This window comes from Allobosea sp. TAB14 (assembly GCF_052113865.1).
Lineage (GTDB): Bacteria > Pseudomonadota > Alphaproteobacteria > Rhizobiales > Beijerinckiaceae > Allobosea > Allobosea spartocytisi.
This window is the reverse complement of the sequence record NZ_JBFRDQ010000172.1, coordinates 1-17504: the sequence shown is the minus strand read 5'-3', so window position 1 is coordinate 17504 and position 17504 is coordinate 1. Positions and strand designations below refer to the sequence as shown.

The following is a 17504-nucleotide window of genomic DNA, read 5'->3' as shown; positions in this document are numbered from 1 at the left end:
GACGATGGTGAGGTCGAGATGGTCGATGCGGCCACCGCGCTCGCGCACGCGCGCCGCCGCGAAGGCGAGGAACTGCGCCGAGGCGGCGCCGCGCCATTGCGGATCGCTTGGTGGGAAATGCGTGCCGATATCGCCTTCGGCCAGCGCCCCCAGCAACGCGTCGGTCAAGGCATGAAGCGCGACGTCGCCGTCGGAATGAGCGACGACGCCCTGATCGTGGCCGATCCTGACGCCGCCGAGCCAGACATGATCGCCCGGCCCGAAGGCGTGGACGTCGTAGCCCGTGCCGACGCGGGTGACGAGCAGCTTGCCGTTGCCGGCGCCGGTCCGCATGAAATCCTCCGGATGCGTCAGCTTGATGTTGGCGGGATCACCCGCAAAGGTTGCGACGGGATGGCCGGCCCATTCCATCAGCGCGGCATCGTCGGTGAAGCCGTGCAGGAGCGCGGCCCCGGCCGCCTCGTGAGCGGCCAGCAAAGGGCCGAACCGGAAGGCCTGCGGGGTCTGCACGCTGACGAGCCGGTCCCGGGGCGGCGTCTCGGCGATGTGGCCGCTTTTGTCGATGCGCTTGATCGTGTCGGTGACCGGCAGGGCAGGGATGGCCGCGAGCCCGCTTTCGCCCAATGTGCGGATGGCGGCGTCGATCAGGGCCGGTGAGACGAAAGGGCGCGCCGCGTCATGGACCAGCACGATGCCATCGAAGCCGTCGCGCGCCAGCGCCTGCAGCCCACGCCGGACGGAGTCCTGCCGGGTTGCGCCGCCGATGGTCGGCGGCGCAAGGCGCGCGGGGTCGAGGCCGGCGATGGCGTCGGCATAGCGATCCTCGTCGCCCTTGCCGATCACGACAGCGACGCGGCCGATCGCAGGCTCTGCCAGAAAAGGCGCCAGCGCCTGCGCGAGAACCGGGCGTCCGTCGATCAGCCTGTATTGCTTCGGCTGGCCGGCGCCTGCGCGCAAGCCGCGACCGGCCGCAACGAGCAGGGCGGCGACGGGGGCGGAGGTCTCGATTCGGTTCGGCACGTTCCCTTGCCCTGGACGGAGAAATCGCAATCGGCGGAAGCCATAGCCAATTCGGTGGCGCTCGGGCAGGGGGTGCGGCGATGTTGCATCGCAATATCAACGTCAAGACGCTTGCGCTTATGCAGCAATGTCCAATAAATATGCATCCTAGAGATTGCCTCAAAAGCAGGCTGTGAGTTGTTGCAGATCGCCGGTATCCCGATCCAGTCCCGCGCCTTCCTGGCGCCGATGTCAGGCGTGACCGACATCGTCATGCGCCGCATCGCCGGCCGTTTCCGCGCGGGCATCATCGTCTCGGAGATGGTGGCCTCGGATGAATTCGTCCGTGGCAGCGAGGAGGCGCGCATCCGTGCCGAAGGGCAGGGCGTCTCGCCCCATGTGGTGCAGCTCGCCGGCTGCGATCCGCACTGGCTTGGGGAGGCGGCGCGGCTGGCCGAGGCGAATGGCGCCGATATCGTCGACATCAATATGGGCTGCCCGGCGAAGAAGGTGACGGGCGGCTGGGCSGGYTCGGCGCTGATGCGCGATCTCGATCACGCGGTCAGCCTGGTCGAAGCCGCCGTGGCGGCCGTGAAGGTGCCGGTGACGGTGAARATGCGGCTCGGCTGGGAYGAYGCSTCSCGCAACGCGCCCGAGCTGGCGCRCCGCGCCGTGGCTGCGGGCGCGCGGCTGATCACCGTTCATGGCCGCACSCGGCAGCAATTCTACAAGGGCAAGGCCGACTGGCGCGCCATTGCTGCGGTCCGGGCGGCTGGCGATTTCCCGCTTGTGGCCAATGGCGACATCCATGATGTCGAGGACGCCCGCGCCTGTCTCGATCAGTCCGGCGCCGATTTCATCATGGTCGGACGAGCCGCTCTCGGGCGGCCCTGGCTGGTCGGCGCGATCGGGGCCGCGCTCGACGGTCTGCCGGCACAGACGGTGACGCTCTCGGACAAGCTCGCCATGGCGCGCGAGCATTACGAGGGGCTGCTGACGCTGATGGGGATCGCGCATGGCGTGCGTCATGCGCGCAAGCATCTGGCGGCCTATGCCGACGACGCGCTGGCGGATGGCTGCGAGGCCGATCCGGAGCGCCGGCGCATTCTTTTGACCTCGGAGGAGCCGCGGCAGGTCATCGCCGCGCTGTCGGGGTTGTTTTCCACCGATCGCTGCCGCGAAGCGGCTTGAACCGGAGTCGAGCTGATGACGGTGATGTTTGCCGAGACGGGCGCCCAGGGCCGGGCCAGCTACCTGCTCGACCCGATCGAGATGCAGGCGCTCAATGTGCTGCCGATGCCCGTGCTCGTCATCGGCGAAGCCCATGCGGTCATCTATGCCAATATGGCGGCCGAGAACTTCTTTCAGTCGAGCGTCGCCCTGCTCAGGCGGCAGAGGCTCGACGACCTCATCGCTTTCGGATCGCCGGTGCTGGCGCTGGTCGAGGAGGTGCATCGCCGTGGCGCGAGCGTCAGCGAGTACCGGCTCGACCTGGGTTGTCCCCGCCTCGGGAACGAGCGCATCGTCGATGTCTTCGCCTCTCCCTTGCCCAATCAGGGTCCTGCCGTCGTCCTGATGCTGCAAGAACGRACAATTGCCGAAAAAATGGACAGRCARYTGACGCATCGAGGAGCAGCCCGCTCSATCACSGCGCTCGGCGCSATGCTSGCWCAYGAGATCAAGAAYCCGCTYTCCGGCATWCGYGGYGCGGCGCAGCTGCTCGAAGGCTCGATCTCGGATTCCGACCGGATGCTGACGCAGCTCATCTGCGACGAGACCGACCGGATCGTGAAGCTGGTCGAGCGCGTCGAATTGTTCGGCGACGAGCGGCCGAGCGAACGCGACGCGGTCAACGTCCATGACGTGCTCGACCATGTGAAGCGCCTGGCACAATCCGGCTTTGCCCGGCATGTCCGCTTCAACGAGGTCTACGATCCTTCCTTGCCGCCGGTGTCGGGCAACCGCGACCAGCTCGTCCAGGTGCTGCTCAATCTGGTGAAGAACGCCGCCGAAGCCATTGGCGAACAAGCGATCGACGGTGAGATCACCCTGTCGACCGCCTATCGTCCTGGCATCCGCATGCAGGTGCCCGGATCGTCCGATCGCATCGCTTTGCCGCTCGAGATCGTCATTCGCGACAATGGTCCGGGCGTGCCGTCGGACCTGCTGCATCTCCTCTTCGATCCCTTCGTCACGACCAAGGCGCAGGGAAGTGGCCTTGGACTTGCACTCGTTGCCAAGGTGATCGGCGATCATGGCGGAATCGTCGAATGCGAGTCCGTTCCCCGCCGTACCAATTTCAGGATTCTCCTGCCCCTGCATCAGCGCCCGGGACAGGCAACGTAAGGCCAGCGCGAACACATGCCGACCGGGAACATTCTGGTAGCCGACGACGACGCCGCGATCCGCACGGTCCTCAACCAGGCGCTCGCGAGGGCCGGTTATGAGGTGAGGACAACCGGGCAGGCGGCAACGCTCTGGACCTGGGCCGCGCAGGGGCTCGGCGATCTCATCATCACCGACGTCGTCATGCCGGACGGCAACGCCTTCGACCTGCTGCCGCGTATCAAGCGGGTGCGGCCGGAGCTGCCGATCATCGTGATGAGCGCGCAGAACACCTTCATGACCGCGATCAAGGCCTCCGAGCGCGGTGCCTATGAATATCTGCCGAAGCCCTTCGACCTGAAGGAACTCGTCGCCATCGTCGGGCGGGCCATGTCGCGGCCGCGCGGCGATGCGGCCCGCGCCCAGGTGGGCGAGGCCGAGGACATTCCGCTGATCGGCCGCTCGCCGGCGATGCAGGACGTCTACCGGGCGCTGGCGCGCCTGATGCCGATCGACCTGACCGTGATGATCAACGGCGAATCCGGCACCGGCAAGGAACTGGTGGCGCGGGCGCTGCACGATTACGGCAAGCGCAAGAACGGCCCCTTCGTCGCGATCAACATGGCGGCGATCCCGAAGGACCTGATCGAATCGGAGCTGTTCGGCCATGAGAAGGGCGCCTTCACCGGCGCGCTGACCCGCTCGTCGGGCCGCTTCGAGCAGGCGGAAGGCGGCACGCTGTTCCTCGACGAGATCGGCGACATGCCGATGGAGGCGCAGACCCGGCTGCTGCGCGTGCTGCAGCAGGGCGAATACACCACGGTTGGCGGGCGCACGCCGATCAAGACCAATGTCCGCATCGTCGCCGCGACCAACAAGGATCTGCGCATCTCGATCGCGCAGGGGCTGTTCCGCGAGGATCTGTTCTTCCGCCTGAACGTGGTGCCGATCCGCTTGCCGCCCCTGCGCGAGCGCGTCGAGGACATCCCGGATCTCGTCCGCCACTTCTTCTCGCTGGTCGAGAAGGAGGGCCTGCCGCGCAAGCAGGTCGATTCGGAGGCGATGGACGTGATGCGGCGCTATCGCTGGCCCGGCAACGTCCGTGAGCTGGAGAATCTGGTCCGGCGGCTGGCGGCGCTCTATCCACAGGAAACCATCACCGCCCCGATCGTCGAGGCGGAGCTGCAACCGGCGAGCGCGACGCCAGGCTACAGCGGCGCCAGCACGGCGCCGGAACGGGCAGAAACGTTGTCGGGCTCGGTCGAGCGCCATCTCAACCAGTATTTCGGCGGATTTGGCGACAATATCCCGCCGCCCGGGCTCTATCACCGCATCCTGCGCGAGATCGAGCCGCCGCTGATCGCGGCCGCACTCGCCGCGACCCGCGGCAACCAGATCCGCGCGGCGGAGTTGCTCGGTCTCAACCGCAACACGCTGCGCAAGAAGATCCGCGAGCTCGACATGCAGGTGGTGCGGACGCCACGCTRAAGCCTCGCGGCGCTTCCGGGCGGCTTTCAGAGGCCATCGGCCGATAACGCGACCGCCGGCACCGACCGGCCGGCTTGCCTTGCCTATGTCATATTTTGACAACACCGTTGCGTCGGCGCATCAGTGACGCATGCGAGCGCGACCGGCTGCCGGCCGCGCACCCCTGGAGTTGTCGAATATCGTGTCGTTTTCCGTGAGTGACACCAGGATCGTGCCGCGCGCCGAGGAAAAGCAGCGCCACGTCTCCGGGTGGATTGGCGGGATCATCGTCGTTCTCGCGCTGGTTTCGGCGCTGCTGACCTTCCTCGTCCTGTCGGGCGCGACGCCGATCGCGCCGGTGCACGAGGTGGTCATCGGCGTCTTCGTGCTGAACGCACTGCTGATCCTGGCCCTGCTGGTCGTCGTGGTCTTCGAGGCCGCCGTGCTGATCCGGGCCCGCAAGGCGGGCGCGGCGGCGGCGGGCCTGCATGTCCGCATCGTCGGCCTGTTCAGCTTCATCGCGGCGCTGCCGGCGATTCTCGTCGCGGTCATCGCGACGGTGACGATCGAGCGCGGGCTCGAGCCGTGGTTCTCCGACCGCATGCGCGACGCCATCTTCAAATCGGTCGAGGTGGCGGATGCCTATGCCGCCAGCCAGTGCAAGTCGCTCGGCCGCGAGATCCGCGTGCTGGCGGACGATCTGACGCGGGCGAAGCCTGCCTTCGATGTCGACCGCAAATGGTTCGACAGCTTTATGACCGCGCGGGCGACCGCGCTCGGCCTGCCTGTGGCGGCGATCATGCAGCCGCCGGACAAGACGGTCGTGCGCGCCAATATCGACGTGCTGAAGGATCCGCCGAAGCCCGACCAGGCCGCCTTCGACGACGCCTCGGCCTCGCCGGATCCGATCTGCGTGATTCCGCGCACCGGCAGGATCTTCGGCGCGCTGGTGAAGCTGCCGATCTATGACGGCAATTTCCTCTACATCGCCCGCGAGGTGGACCCGCTGGCGGTCGAATTCCCGGCGGTCGCGCGTGGCGCGGCGGTTGAGTATCTCTCGATCGATGCGCGCCGGAAGGGCGTCCAGATCGCCTTTGCCTCGATGTATGGGCTGATCGCACTGATCCTGCTGCTCTCGGCGATCTGGCTCGGCCTGAGCTTCGCCAATCGCCTGGTCGCGCCCATCCGGCGGATGATCCATGCGGCCGACCAGGTCTCGAGCGGCAATTTCTATGTGCAGGTGCCAATCAAGCGCTCGGAGGGGGACCTCGCCCATCTCGGGGAAACCTTCAACAAGATGACGGCGGAGCTGCGCCGGCAGCGCGACGGGCTGGTGACGGCAAGCGAGGTGATCGACCGGCGCCGGCGCTTCACCGAGACCGTGCTGTCGGGCGTGTCGTCCGGCGTGCTCAGCCTCGACAATGAAGGCCACATCACCATCATCAACCGTTCGGCCGAGAGCCTGATCGGCACCGGCGGACGGCTGCTCGGCAAGCCGATCGCGGAGATCGCGCCGGAGGTTGCGAGTTTCGTCGCCGACGCGCTTCAGGGCCGCCAGCGCCAGAGTTCCGGCCAGGTGACGATCTCGCGGGCAGGGCGCGACCGTGTCGTCAACATCCGCGCCGTGCATGAGGGCGAGGGGATCAATGCCGGGCTCGTGGTGACCCTCGACGACATCACCGACCTCGTCTCGGCGCAGCGCACGGCGGCCTGGGCCGATGTCGCCCGGCGCATCGCGCATGAGATCAAGAACCCGCTGACGCCGATCCAGCTTTCGGCCGAGCGCATCAAGCGCCGGTTCGGCAAGGTCATCATCGAGGGCAAGGAGGTCTTCGACCAGTGCACGGATACGATCGTGCGGCAGGTCGAGGACATCCGGCGCATGGTCGACGAATTCTCCTCCTTCGCCCGCATGCCGAAGCCCGCGCTGCTGCGCGAGGACATCGTCGAGACCGTCCGGCAGATCGTCTTCCTCTGGCGGGTCGGCAATCCCGAGACGACGATCGAGGAAAGCCTGCCGGCGGAAGCCATGCAGGCCCGGTTCGACCGCCGGCTGATCTCGCAGGCCCTGACCAACGTCATCAAGAACGCGACGGAAGCCATCGAGGCGGTTCCGCCCGAGGAGCGAGGGCAGGGGCTGATCCAGGTCCAGTTCGAGCGCTGGGCCGATGGCCGGATCGTCATCGACGTCACGGATAACGGCAAGGGCCTGCCCGCAGACCAGCGCCAGAAGCTGCTGGAGCCCTATATGACCACCCGCGAGGGGGGGACCGGGCTCGGCCTCGCCATCGTCGGCAAGATTCTCGAAGACCATGGCGGCGGCATCGAGCTGCTCGACCGACCCGACGGCGCGCGCGGCGCGCGCATCCGTCTCTGGTTCCCCGAAACAGGCCCGGTTCAGGAGGCCGACAATGGCGAGGAGGCTGCCGAGCGAGGCAGCGCTGCGCCAGAGCATGACATGCAGAATGGGACACGCCTATGAGTGCTGACATCCTGGTAGTGGACGACGAAGTCGATATCCGCGATCTGGTCGCCGGCCTTCTCGAAGACGAGGGCTATCGGACCCGCAAGGCGGGTTCCGCCGACGAGGCGCTGGCGGCGATCGCGGCCCGGCGGCCGAACCTGGTCTTTCTCGACATCTGGTTGCAGGGCAGCCGCCTCGACGGCTTGCAGGTGCTCGCCCTCATCAAGGAGAGCCACCCCGACCTCGCCGTGGTGATGATCTCCGGCCACGGCAACATCGAGACGGCCGTCTCGGCCATCAAGAGCGGTGCCTACGACTTCATCGAGAAGCCGTTCAAGGCGGACCGGCTGGTCCTCGTGGCCGAGCGGGCGCTGGAAGCATCGCGGCTGCGCCGGGAGGTGCGGGAGCTCAAGACACGCTCGGTCCAGGCGAACCGCATCGTCGGCCACTCCACCGTGGTCAACCAGCTCCGCCAGACGATCGAACGCGTCGCGCCGACCAATGCGCGAGTCCTCATCACCGGCGAGCCCGGCTGCGGCAAGGAGCTCACGGCCCGCACCCTGCACGAGGCATCGAACCGGTCCTCCGGCCCGTTCGTCGTGATCAACGCGGCGACGATCACGCCCGACACGATGGAAGAGGAGCTCTTCGGCGTCGAGGGCGGGGACGGGCGCTCGCGGCGCGTCGGCGCGCTCGAGGAGGCGCATGGCGGCTCGCTCTATATCGACGAGATCGGCGACATGCCGCGGGAGACGCAGAACCGCATCCTGCGGGTGCTGGTGGATCAGAACTTCCAGCGCGTCGGCGGGGCGACACGCGTCCATGTCGATGTCCGCATCATCTCTTCGTCGAGCCGCGACCTGGCCCAGCTCATCACCGATGGGCGCTTCCGCGAAGACCTCTACCACCGCCTCGGCGTCGTCCCGATCAAGGTGCCGCCGCTGTCGGAGCGACGGGAGGACGTGCCGGAGCTGATCGAGTTCTTCATGGACCAGATCTCGGTCGCCTCGGGCCTGCCCAAGCGGCAGATCGGCGCGGATGCGATGGCCGTGCTGCAATCGCATGAATGGCCCGGCAACGTCCGGGAGCTGCGCAACAATGTCGAGCGGCTGATGATCCTGACCAAGGGCGACCCGACCTCGGAGATCACCGTCGAGATGCTGCCGGCGGAGGTTGGCGCGATGGTCCCGACGACGCCGTCGGGCTCGGGCGGGGAACGCCTGATGAGCCTGCCGCTGCGCGATGCGCGCGAGATCTTCGAGCGCGAATATCTGATCGCCCAGATCGCTCGTTTCTCGGGCAATATCTCGCGGACGGCCGAGTTCATCGGCATGGAGCGCTCCGCCTTGCACCGGAAGCTCAAATCGCTGGGAGTGGGGTGAGCGTCAGGCGCCTTGCGCATGCCCATCTGCGCGTCACGCAGGTAGGATACCCATGGCCGCAGAGCGGGCTCAAAACCTCCAGGACACGTTCCTCAATCACGTGCGCAAGCAGAAGATTCCGCTGACGATCTTCCTCGTCAACGGCGTGAAGCTGCAGGGCGTCGTGACCTGGTTCGACAATTTCTGCGTGCTGCTGCGGCGTGACGGTCACTCGCAGCTCGTCTACAAGCACGCGATCTCGACCATCATGCCGGGGCACCCCGTGCAATTGTTCGAGCCCGAGGAAACGGACAAGAACTGATTTGGCGGCCAGCCGCGAAGACGACAAGCAACGGGCGGCGGTGAAGGTTTCAGGCCCCAAGCCGCTCGACGAGATCGAACGCGAGATCGCGGCGAATACGCGCGCCTATGTGGTCGGCCCGTATCAGCAGAAGCGCGGCCTCGCGGTCGACAGCAATCAGCGCTCCTTCGTCGCCCGCCTCGATGAGGCCGTCGGCCTGGCGGCCGCCATCGACCTCACGGTGGTCGAGGCCGTGCAGGTGCTGCTCACGGCCCTGAGGCCGGCGACCTATCTCGGCAAGGGCAAGGTCGAGGAGCTGGCCGAGCGCATCAAGATCGAGGAAATCGGCCTTGTGGTGATGGATTGCGCGCTGTCGCCGGTCCAGCAGCGCAATCTCGAAAAGGCCTTCGGCTGCAAGGTCATCGACCGCACCGGGCTCATCCTCGAAATCTTCGGCCGGCGCGCCCGCACCAAGGAAGGTACGCTGCAGGTCGAGCTCGCCCATTTGAACTATCAGAAGAGCCGGCTCGTCCGGTCCTGGACCCACCTTGAGCGTCAGCGCGGCGGCTTCGGCTTCCTCGGCGGCCCCGGCGAGACCCAGATCGAGGCGGATCGGCGCATCATCCAGGAGCGGATGAGCAAGATCGAGCGCGATTTGGAGAGCGTGAAGCGCACCCGCTCCTGCATGTCCGGGACGTCTCGCATGAGGACACGCAGGCACAAGCTGCCGACGTCCAGGCGATCCTGCGCGATCTCGGTATCAACCCGGATGACGGCCAGCGCGTGATCGAGGTCTGGAACAAGGCCGATCTGCTCGGCGAAACGGAGCGCGCCCGCCAGCTCGAGGTCGCGGCGCATCGCCCGGAAGAAAGCCGCCCCGTGCTGGTCTCGGCCCTGACCGGGGAGGGCATGGACCGGCTGACCGCCGCCATCGAAACGCGCATCGCGCGGAGCCGGCCGGTCTACGCCCTCGTGCTGGAGGCCGGCGATGGCAAGTCGCTGGCCTGGCTCCATGCCAATGGCGAGATCCTGGCGCGCGAGGACGGTGCCGAAGGCGGACTCACGCTCACCGTGCGCCTGCCGCGGGAGCGGGAAGGGGCGTTCACGGCACGTTTTCCGCAGGCTGAGCGGCAAAGATAGACCGCGCGGTGATTGCGAGGGCAGCGACGGTTCTGCTCGCCCGATAGAGAGCGTGTTTCAGCCGCCTGCCTTCTCGGCCTTCTTCACAGCTTGCCAGAGCGCTTCCATCTCGTCGAGGCTCGCCTCCTTGGCGGTTCGGCCCTCGGCCTCCAGAGCGGCCTCGATGCCCTTGAAGCGGCGCTCGAACTTGGCGTTGGCGGCGGCGAGGCAGCCCTCCGGTTCGGCATCGACATGGCGGGCGAGGTTGGCGATCACGAAAAGCAGATCGCCGATTTCCTCATGGATGGCGGCCTTGTCGCCGCCAGCGAGCGCCTCCTCGATCTCCTGCGTTTCCTCGCGGATCTTGTCGAGCACGAGGCGTGCGTCGTTCCAGTCGAAGCCGACGGTCGAGGCGCGGGCCTGCAGCTTCCAGGCGCGGGAGAGGGCGGGCAGGCCATGCGCCACGCCGGCGAGGACGCTCCTGTTCTCCTCCTTCGGAGGCAGGCCGGCGGCTGCGTGCGCGGCAGCCTTGTCGGCCTTCTCCTCAGCCTTGATCCGATGCCAGAGCGCCTTGACTTCGGCCGGCGACAGGTCGCGCGCATCGCCGAAGACATGCGGATGGCGGCGGATCAGCTTCGAGGTGATCGCCTCGACGACATCGGGGAAGGCGAAGGAGCCTTCCTCCTCGGCCATGCGGGCATGGAAGACGACCTGCAGCAGGAGATCGCCGAGCTCGTCCTTGAGATCCAGCTTGTCGCCGCGCGCGATGGCGTCAGCGACCTCATAGGCTTCMTCGATCGTGTAGGGCGCGATCGAGGCGAAGTCCTGTTCCAGATCCCAGGGGCAGCCGGTGCCGGGCGTACGCAGGGCGGCCATGATTTCGATCAGGCGGGCGATATCTCGGGAAGGCTGCACGCTGCCAGGCTCCGTGGATTGAGGTAAGCTCACTCCCATGATTCAAGTCACCCCGTCCATTGCCATCGACGAGAGCGAGATCGAGGAAAGCTTCGTGCGCGCCTCGGGTCCCGGCGGCCAGCACGTCAACAAGGTGTCGAGCGCGGTGCAGATCCGCTTCGATGCGCGCAGTTCCCCGTCGCTGCCGAACGACGTCGCGATCCGATTGATGAAGCTCGCCGGCAGTCGGCTGACGCAGGATGGCGTCGTCGTCATTGTCGCGCAGACGCATCGCAGCCAGAAGCGCAATCGCGAGGAGGCCGTGGAACGGCTCGCTGAGCTGATCCGGGCGGCGGCCGTGCGCCCGCAGGTCCGCCGCGCGACCAAGCCGACGAAAGCCTCGAAGGAGCGCCGGCTTGCCTCGAAGGAGCGCCGCTCCGGCGTCAAGGCCGGCCGTTCCAAGCCGGTTTCGGATTAGCATGGCCGGTCAGCAGGATTCGGGCGGGCAGGGGGCCCGCAAAACCCGCGTGCCACGCCGGATCACGGTGACCTATCTGCGTCGGGCGGCACTGCATTATCTCGAGCGCTATGCGGCGCCTGCCGCGCAGTTGCGCAGGGTTCTGGCCCGCAAGATCGCGATGAGCTGCCGCCATCACGGCGAAGATCCGGCCCTGCACGCGGCTTTGCTCGACGAGGTCGTGGCGCAATGCGTTTCGCTGCAGCTCGTCGACGACCGCCGTTTCGCCGAGGCGCGAACGGCGAGCCTACGGCGCAAGGGCCTTTCCGGTCGAGCGGTGGCCGGCCGGCTTGCGGCGAAGGGCGTCGGCCGCGAACTCGTCGAGGCTGTCGCGACAACCGATGCGGAGAGCGAACTTGCAGCCGCGCGTATCGCGGCGCGGCGCAAGCGCCTGGGAAGCTGGCGCCGCTCAACAGATGGTACGGCGGATGCCGCCGCCCTGCGCCGCAAGGATCTGGCCGTGCTCGCCCGGCTCGGCTTCGGTTTCGCCGTGGCGAGGGCCGTGCTCGATGAGGAGGAGGGCGCGGAGGCCGGGTGAGGGCTCCCTCACTCCAGCTTGACCTGCGCCTCCTTCACGACCCCGCCCCAGCGCTCGACCTCCGCCGTCACGAACCTGCCGAAAGCCTCGCCGCTGAGCGAGGGGATCGGCGAGCCGTTCTTCTTCCAGGCGGCCGTGATCATCGGCGACTGAAGGGCCTTCTCGACCTCCGTCCGCATCCGGGTCACGATCTCCGGCGGCGTATTCTTCGGCGCCCAGAGCGCATACCAGGTCGAGACCTCGAAGCCCTCGAGGCCAGCTTCCTTCGCGGTCGGGACGTCGGGGACGGTCTCCGAGCGCGTCGGCGCCGCGACCGCGAGCGCACGCAGCGCGCCGCTCTGGATCTGCGCCGCCGAGGAGCCGAGCCCGTCGAACAGCAAGTCGACCTGTCCGGCGACCGTATCCTGAAGCGCCGGTCCGGCGCCGCGATAGGGCACATGGGTCAGCTTCGTCTTGGTCGAGATCTGGAAGAGCTCACCGGCGAGATGGTGCGTCGTGCCGTTGCCGGCGGAGGCATAGTTCAGCTTTTCCGGGTTCTTGCGGGCGTAGTCCACTAGCTCGGCCACCGTCTTCGCCTGGACCTTGCCCGGATTCACGACGATGACCTGCGGTGGCTGGRCAATGACCGCGATCGGGATGAAATCTCGCTGGATGTCGTAGTCGAGCTTGGGATAGAGCGCCGGCGCGATGGCGTGATGGGCCGCGCCGACGAAGAAGGTGTAGCCGTCCGGCGCCGCCTTCGACGCGGCGGAAGCACCGACCGTGCCGCCGGCTCCGCCGCGGTTCTCGATGACGATGCGCTGGCCGAGCTGCTGGTCGAGTTGCGCGCCCAGGGGCCGGGCGAACGCGTCGGTGCCGCCGCCGGCCGGGAAGGGTACGATGAAGGTGATCGGCCTCGTCGGCCAGCTTTGGGCATGAGCAGGCATGGACAGGGCCGTCAGCGAAACCGCAGCGGCAGCCATCAGCAGGTATCGTTTCGTCATCATCTCTGTTTCTCTCCCGGAAAGGCGGCTCTTCTCGGCCGCTGAAGCGAGGCTCGTCTTGTGCGTGCCGCCTGCGCGACTATAGGGCCGCGTCGTCGACGCCTTGGCAATGCTCAATAGGATGAAGGGATCGGCCATGACGGCACGCGGATCGGTGCGGTGTTCCGCATGCGGGTTGGGTGGCGGGGCCTCCGCATGAGCCGGCTCGACAGCTTCATCCGTCGTCTCGAAGCCCAGCGGAGCGTGCTCGACTGGGCGGCGGCGCAGACCGTTGGCCGGGACGGGCTCGTGCTCGAGCTGGGCCTCGGCAACGGACGAACCTATGACCATCTGCGCGAACGCCTGCCGGGCCGTGCGATTCACGTCTTCGAGCGCGACCCCAAGGCCCATCCGCAATCGATGCCGCCGGCGCAACTGCTCGTCATCGGCGACATGGCCGAGACCTTGCCGGCTTTCGCCGCCCAACATGGAGCGAGCGCCGTCCTGATCCATATCGATGTCACGACCGGGGTGCCCGAGCGCGATGCGGTGGCCTTGAGCTGGCTGCCGGCGGAGGTCGCCGCACTGGCGGCGCCCGCCGCTCTGGTCGTCAGCGGCTGGGCGCTCGATCATCCGGCACTAAGGCCGGAGCCGCTGCCGGACGATGTTCCTGAAGGGCGATACTTCGCCTATCGGCGGATGGGCGCCGGAGAGCGATCCGAGACCGGAGAGATCGTCTGAGTCACCGACGGGCAGGGCTCGACGATCTGCCATGAAGCGTCGTCGGGGTGCGTATCTATGATTCGCATAAGACATATTATGGAACYCAKRAGCGGTTTGGAACGTGTTGCATTCTGCGCGCAAACCGCCGTTTTCTGCGCAACGGCGCTTGCGGRTAACGAGCGGTTTGGCGTGTTGCAGAAGCAGCCCGTTTCGCGGGAATATCGWGCGCGACGCAAGCCGAGGCCGAATGCGCAGCTGGTCAGGRTTGCGCAGCATTCGGCCTYGGCGGTTCAAAAAGCACTGATCGCAAAATGMTGTGCAAAAACCCAGACTGGCCGATTGCGCAACTGACGTCGGTCTCACAGATTCAACAGCAATGGCAAAGGCATTGGGATTACCGATATGCCTGCTGCGACCCTGAGATCGGCGATCATCCCACCAAGTCTTAGAGGCACCGTCGGCGTGCGACGCTCTGGTGTCCCGAGATTCTGGGCGTTGATTTGGCTCGATATCCTCAARGGRTCRCTCGCRCGTTCGACGCGAAGATCTTATCTGTCAGCAATCGACCGACTGTAYGAWGCTGCGCATCGTCGTCRTGGAACGGAYTGTCTCGACCGATTGCTCGCCGACGCCGATTGGGACGCGATCGAGGACGTCTTGGCAGGCYTYTTGGTACGTCTCAGAAACGARGCAGCGCWTGCGGCGSAAGATCGATCAGCAGCTTGGGCTTCTGCCGTTACCTTCGTACGGGACATCGAGCGATTTAACAGCGCCTCCGCTGGGGCTCGAATGACGGATGTCGAGGAGGTCGAAGACGACGAGCTTCATCACTGACTCGTGCATGTCAGGCTAAAATGTCTGCTTCCGGCGCTCTGCGAAGGCCGACAGCCGGATAACCGGAACTGGCCCCATTGCTGACGCCCACATCGTCCGCTTTCGGGCAGTCGAATTACGGCAACGGGCGGAGAGCTTTAGTTTTAGCCGCCGTCCCGAGTATTTGCCTTCCGACAGCGTGCCTTCTTGCTATCTTACCCGGCCACTCCAGGCTTCCAGACCAAGCTTCCAGAGGGGCGGCAGCTTCGCGAATGGGGACACGGTATGGGCGATGGCTGCCATCGCACGGCGGTTGTCCGAGTCGACCTTGCCGTAGATCGCCTTGATGTGGGCTTTGACCGCGTTGATGCCCGTACCGAGAATGATCGCGATCTCCTCGTTCGACTTGCCCGACGCGATCAAGGCCGCGACCTCAAGCTGCCGGGGAGTCAGTTCGGGGAAGGCGAGCCGCAGCCGCTCGCCTGGCGTGAGTTTGGCGAGCGTGCGTTCCTGCGCCTGCCGATAGCTGCGCAGCACATGCGCGCGGAAGGCTTCCAGCCTGTCCCGCTCCTCGTCCCCAAAGGGCGGTCGACCCAGGACGCGGTGGCCGGCGATGGTTACCACGTAGTGCTCATGCGCCAGGACGACCGCCATGATGTGGCGCGCACCGGACGGCAGGAACACCTCTCGGGCGATGGGTAGCGCCAGGAACTCCTCCTCCGAGAAGAAATCCGATTCACGCAGAGCCCGCTCGCCGAAGAAGCCAGGATCATATTGCCAGAACGGATGCGAATGCATGTGGCGGGCGAAGGCCTGCATGGCCTGGCTGCGACGCTCGGGATCGTCCTCCACGGAGATCATCGAACGGAAGTCCCGGCTTGGTTGGTGGAACTCCGAAAAGCTCACCACCTCGGCGTCGATCAGGCGGCCGACACTGGCGAAGACAAGACCGGGCAGGCTGAGCAGGTCCGGCTGGGCTTCATAGAGAGCAATGATCTCGTTTCTAAGGTCGCCGTCCATGGTTCCTCGGCTCGTCGCGCCCAGTTCTCCAGGCGAGCGCGTCTGGCGATCATGCTCTAACGGCGATCGGTGGGGTATGCGTTAAAGTGAAAGCCTGCATCTTCCGCGTCGCATGACGCGGGCCATACCCGTTCGGGTAGTGGGCGAGCCGCGATTCACCTGAGATATTAGCAACACACTCGGCGGTCGCGAGCGGCGGCGCGACGAGGAAACCGCTGCAGGTCCACCTGCAGGTTGTGTGGCCGTCCAGGGGGATTTCGTGAGATCTGCGCTTGTCGCCGAGACACCGTCTGCCGTTCTCGCCTCGTCTCGGAAAGGGGAAGCTGCTGGAGCAGCGGCATTGCGGCTTGGTGCGAGTCGGCGCGGTGGGCGGACCGCGCTGTTGCTCGGCAGCATGGCGCTCGCCGTCAGGAAAGCGATGTGAAGCATGTCCGCCGCACTGGTTCTATCATGCCCCCTGCCCCGCTAGGCAGACGGCTATCCAAAAAGATTTCCTTGGCGAGCACAGGCGTCCTGCTGCTCGTCCCGGCGGAGCGTGGGTGGGCTGACGATATCAGTCTGAGGGGGAACGTCATCGATGGCGCAACGCCGGCCATCACCCAAGTCATCACGGATATGGGCGTTTTCCTCAATACGAGCACCGTGACGATTTTCGGCAACTTGACCTTTGGCTGGTCCAATCCCGGCGATCTCGTCATTCAGAACGGCGGCACGCTATCCAACGTCGAAGGCGTAATCGGCTACGGGGTAGGAAGCGTTGGCTCTGTCACGGTGTCCGGCCCGGGCTCCACCTGGACGAATAGCGGTAACCTCTATGTCGGCGGCAGCGAGACCAGTAATGGTACGCTCACCATTCAGAACGGCGGCAAGGCGTCCAACCTCAATGGTGGGGTCGGCTACGGCGTAGGAAGCGTTGGCTCTGTCACGGTGTCCGGCCCGGGCTCCACCTGGACGAATGCCGGTGTCCTGTATGTCGGCGCTGGCGGCGTCGGCACGCTCACCATTCAAGGTGGCGGCAAGGTCTCCAGCGGTTACAGCATGATCGGCTACGTTCTGGTGAACTCTACCGTCGCCTCTGGCGCCGTCACGGTATCGGGTTCGGGTTCGACCTGGACGAACAACGAACTCCGGGTCGGCGTCAACGGCCCCGGTGCACTGACCATCGACAGCGGGGGCACTGTCGTTACCACCAACTTAGTGCTGGGCGATTCGACGGCAAGGGCCTCGGGCACGCTGAACCTCGGCGCGGGCGGCGTGCTTGAAACCGGCAGCGTTCAGAAAAGCGACGGAACCGGCATCTTCAATCTCCAAGGTGGGGTGCTTCGGGCCACGCGGGACAACAGCAACTTTATCGCAAACTTCGGGCCGACCGATGTGCGTCTTTCGGGAAGCAGCACGATCGACACGCAGGCGTACAATATCGGCCTCGCCCCCGCATTGTCCGGCACGGATGGCCTGGTCAAGCAGGGCACGGGCACGCTGACGCTTTCGGCGGTCAATACTTACACCGGCGGCACCCTGATCAATGCCGGCACCCTGGCGCTGGGGCCGGGCGGTAGCCTTGCCGCGACCAGCGGTGTCAACCTGTTCGGCGCGGGCGCGGTTTTCGACATCAGCGGATCGGGTGCAAACCAGATGATCGGGGCTTTGACAGGCGCTGCGGGCACCAGCGTCGCGCTCGGCGCCAACACGCTGACCCTCGGCGATAACGGGCCTGCTACCTTCGGTGGCTCGATCGGCGGCACCGGTGGCGTCGTCAAGCAGGGCGCGGGCACGCAGACGCTGACCGGTGCGAACATCTATGTCGGGGGGACGACGATCAATACCGGCACGCTGGCGCTCGGCGCGGGCGGCAGCCTGTCTGCAATCTCCGCTGTCTCGCTTGCCGGGGCCGGTGCCACTTTCGACATCAGCCTCGCAGGCGGTGACCGGACTATCGGTTCCTTGTCCGGTGTCGCCGACAGCACCATCGCGCTCGGCTTCAACAGATTGACCTTTGGC

At 66.3% G+C, this 17504-nt stretch carries 14 protein-coding genes and 1 pseudogene; 11 read left to right on the top strand and 4 right to left on the bottom strand.

The genetic code is table 11. From position 1 onward, the window contains the following. On the bottom strand, nt 1-1020 hold a 1020-nt coding region (ispD, locus tag AB4Y99_RS21515; RefSeq protein ID WP_441524762.1), incomplete at its 3' end, for a 2-C-methyl-D-erythritol 4-phosphate cytidylyltransferase. 180 nt (nt 1021-1200) lie between these two features. Here ispD and dusB point away from each other — a divergent pair. The 7 genes and pseudogenes from dusB to AB4Y99_RS21480 all read left to right on the top strand — a co-directional run bounded on the left by dusB (nt 1201) and on the right by AB4Y99_RS21480 (nt 10057). After that, nucleotides 1201-2190 (top strand): tRNA dihydrouridine synthase DusB, encoded by a 990-nt coding sequence (gene dusB, locus AB4Y99_RS21510; protein WP_441524763.1) that lies wholly within the window; start codon nt 1201-1203, stop codon nt 2188-2190. An 81-nt stretch (nt 2191-2271) separates the two neighbouring features. Continuing rightward, nucleotides 2272-3345 (top strand): two-component system sensor histidine kinase NtrB, encoded by a 1074-nt coding sequence (locus tag AB4Y99_RS21505; RefSeq protein WP_051988336.1) that lies wholly within the window; start codon nt 2272-2274, stop codon nt 3343-3345. A gap of 15 nt (nt 3346-3360) precedes the next feature. After that, a complete protein-coding gene (ntrC, locus tag AB4Y99_RS21500; RefSeq protein ID WP_038365842.1) occupies nt 3361-4812 on the top strand; it encodes a nitrogen regulation protein NR(I) in 1452 nt (483 codons plus the stop codon). A gap of 193 nt (nt 4813-5005) precedes the next feature. Next, nucleotides 5006-7273 (top strand): sensor histidine kinase NtrY-like, encoded by a 2268-nt coding sequence (locus AB4Y99_RS21495; RefSeq protein ID WP_370955653.1) that lies wholly within the window; start codon nt 5006-5008, stop codon nt 7271-7273. Next, nucleotides 7270-8637, top strand: coding sequence for a nitrogen assimilation response regulator NtrX (gene ntrX, locus AB4Y99_RS21490; RefSeq protein WP_038365845.1), 1368 nt, complete (start codon nt 7270-7272; stop codon nt 8635-8637). The genes AB4Y99_RS21495 and ntrX overlap by 4 nt, the downstream gene beginning before the upstream one ends. Before the next feature lie 52 nt (nt 8638-8689). Further along, complete coding sequence (gene hfq / locus AB4Y99_RS21485) at nt 8690-8938, top strand: RNA chaperone Hfq (protein WP_038365847.1); 249 nt, start codon at nt 8690-8692, stop codon at nt 8936-8938. A 40-nt stretch (nt 8939-8978) separates the two neighbouring features. Next, nucleotides 8979-10057 (top strand): annotated as a pseudogene (locus tag AB4Y99_RS21480) (HflX GTPase family protein). Nucleotides 10058-10114: 57 nt separating this feature from the next. Here the strand turns inward: AB4Y99_RS21480 and mazG are convergent. Continuing rightward, nucleotides 10115-10951 (bottom strand): nucleoside triphosphate pyrophosphohydrolase, encoded by an 837-nt coding sequence (mazG, locus tag AB4Y99_RS21475; RefSeq protein WP_441524761.1) that lies wholly within the window; start codon nt 10949-10951, stop codon nt 10115-10117. 37 nt (nt 10952-10988) lie between these two features. On the opposite strand from mazG, the gene arfB reads away from it, so the two are divergent. Next, entirely contained in the window at nt 10989-11408 is a 420-nt protein-coding gene (gene arfB / locus AB4Y99_RS21470; RefSeq protein ID WP_441524760.1) for an alternative ribosome rescue aminoacyl-tRNA hydrolase ArfB, read from the top strand. A 1-nt stretch (nt 11409) separates the two neighbouring features. Next, nucleotides 11410-11985: a regulatory protein RecX gene (locus AB4Y99_RS21465; RefSeq protein ID WP_038365854.1), complete on the top strand. Its 576-nt coding sequence runs from the start codon at nt 11410-11412 to the stop codon at nt 11983-11985. Between the two features lie 8 nt (nt 11986-11993). On the opposite strand, the gene AB4Y99_RS21460 is transcribed toward AB4Y99_RS21465, so the two are convergent. Next, nucleotides 11994-12971, bottom strand: coding sequence for a Bug family tripartite tricarboxylate transporter substrate binding protein (locus tag AB4Y99_RS21460; RefSeq protein WP_441524759.1), 978 nt, complete (start codon nt 12969-12971; stop codon nt 11994-11996). A gap of 192 nt (nt 12972-13163) precedes the next feature. On the opposite strand from AB4Y99_RS21460, the gene AB4Y99_RS21455 reads away from it, so the two are divergent. Further along, entirely contained in the window at nt 13164-13688 is a 525-nt protein-coding gene (locus tag AB4Y99_RS21455; RefSeq protein ID WP_051988320.1) for a class I SAM-dependent methyltransferase, read from the top strand. Nucleotides 13689-14693: 1005 nt separating this feature from the next. On the opposite strand, the gene AB4Y99_RS21450 is transcribed toward AB4Y99_RS21455, so the two are convergent. After that, nucleotides 14694-15503, bottom strand: a complete 810-nt coding sequence (locus tag AB4Y99_RS21450; RefSeq protein ID WP_191125150.1) for a helix-turn-helix transcriptional regulator — start codon at nt 15501-15503, stop codon at nt 14694-14696. Between the two features lie 495 nt (nt 15504-15998). Here AB4Y99_RS21450 and AB4Y99_RS21445 point away from each other — a divergent pair. Next, nucleotides 15999-17504, top strand: a 1506-nt coding sequence (locus AB4Y99_RS21445) for an autotransporter-associated beta strand repeat-containing protein (protein WP_441524758.1), incomplete at its 3' end; no start/stop codon positions are given.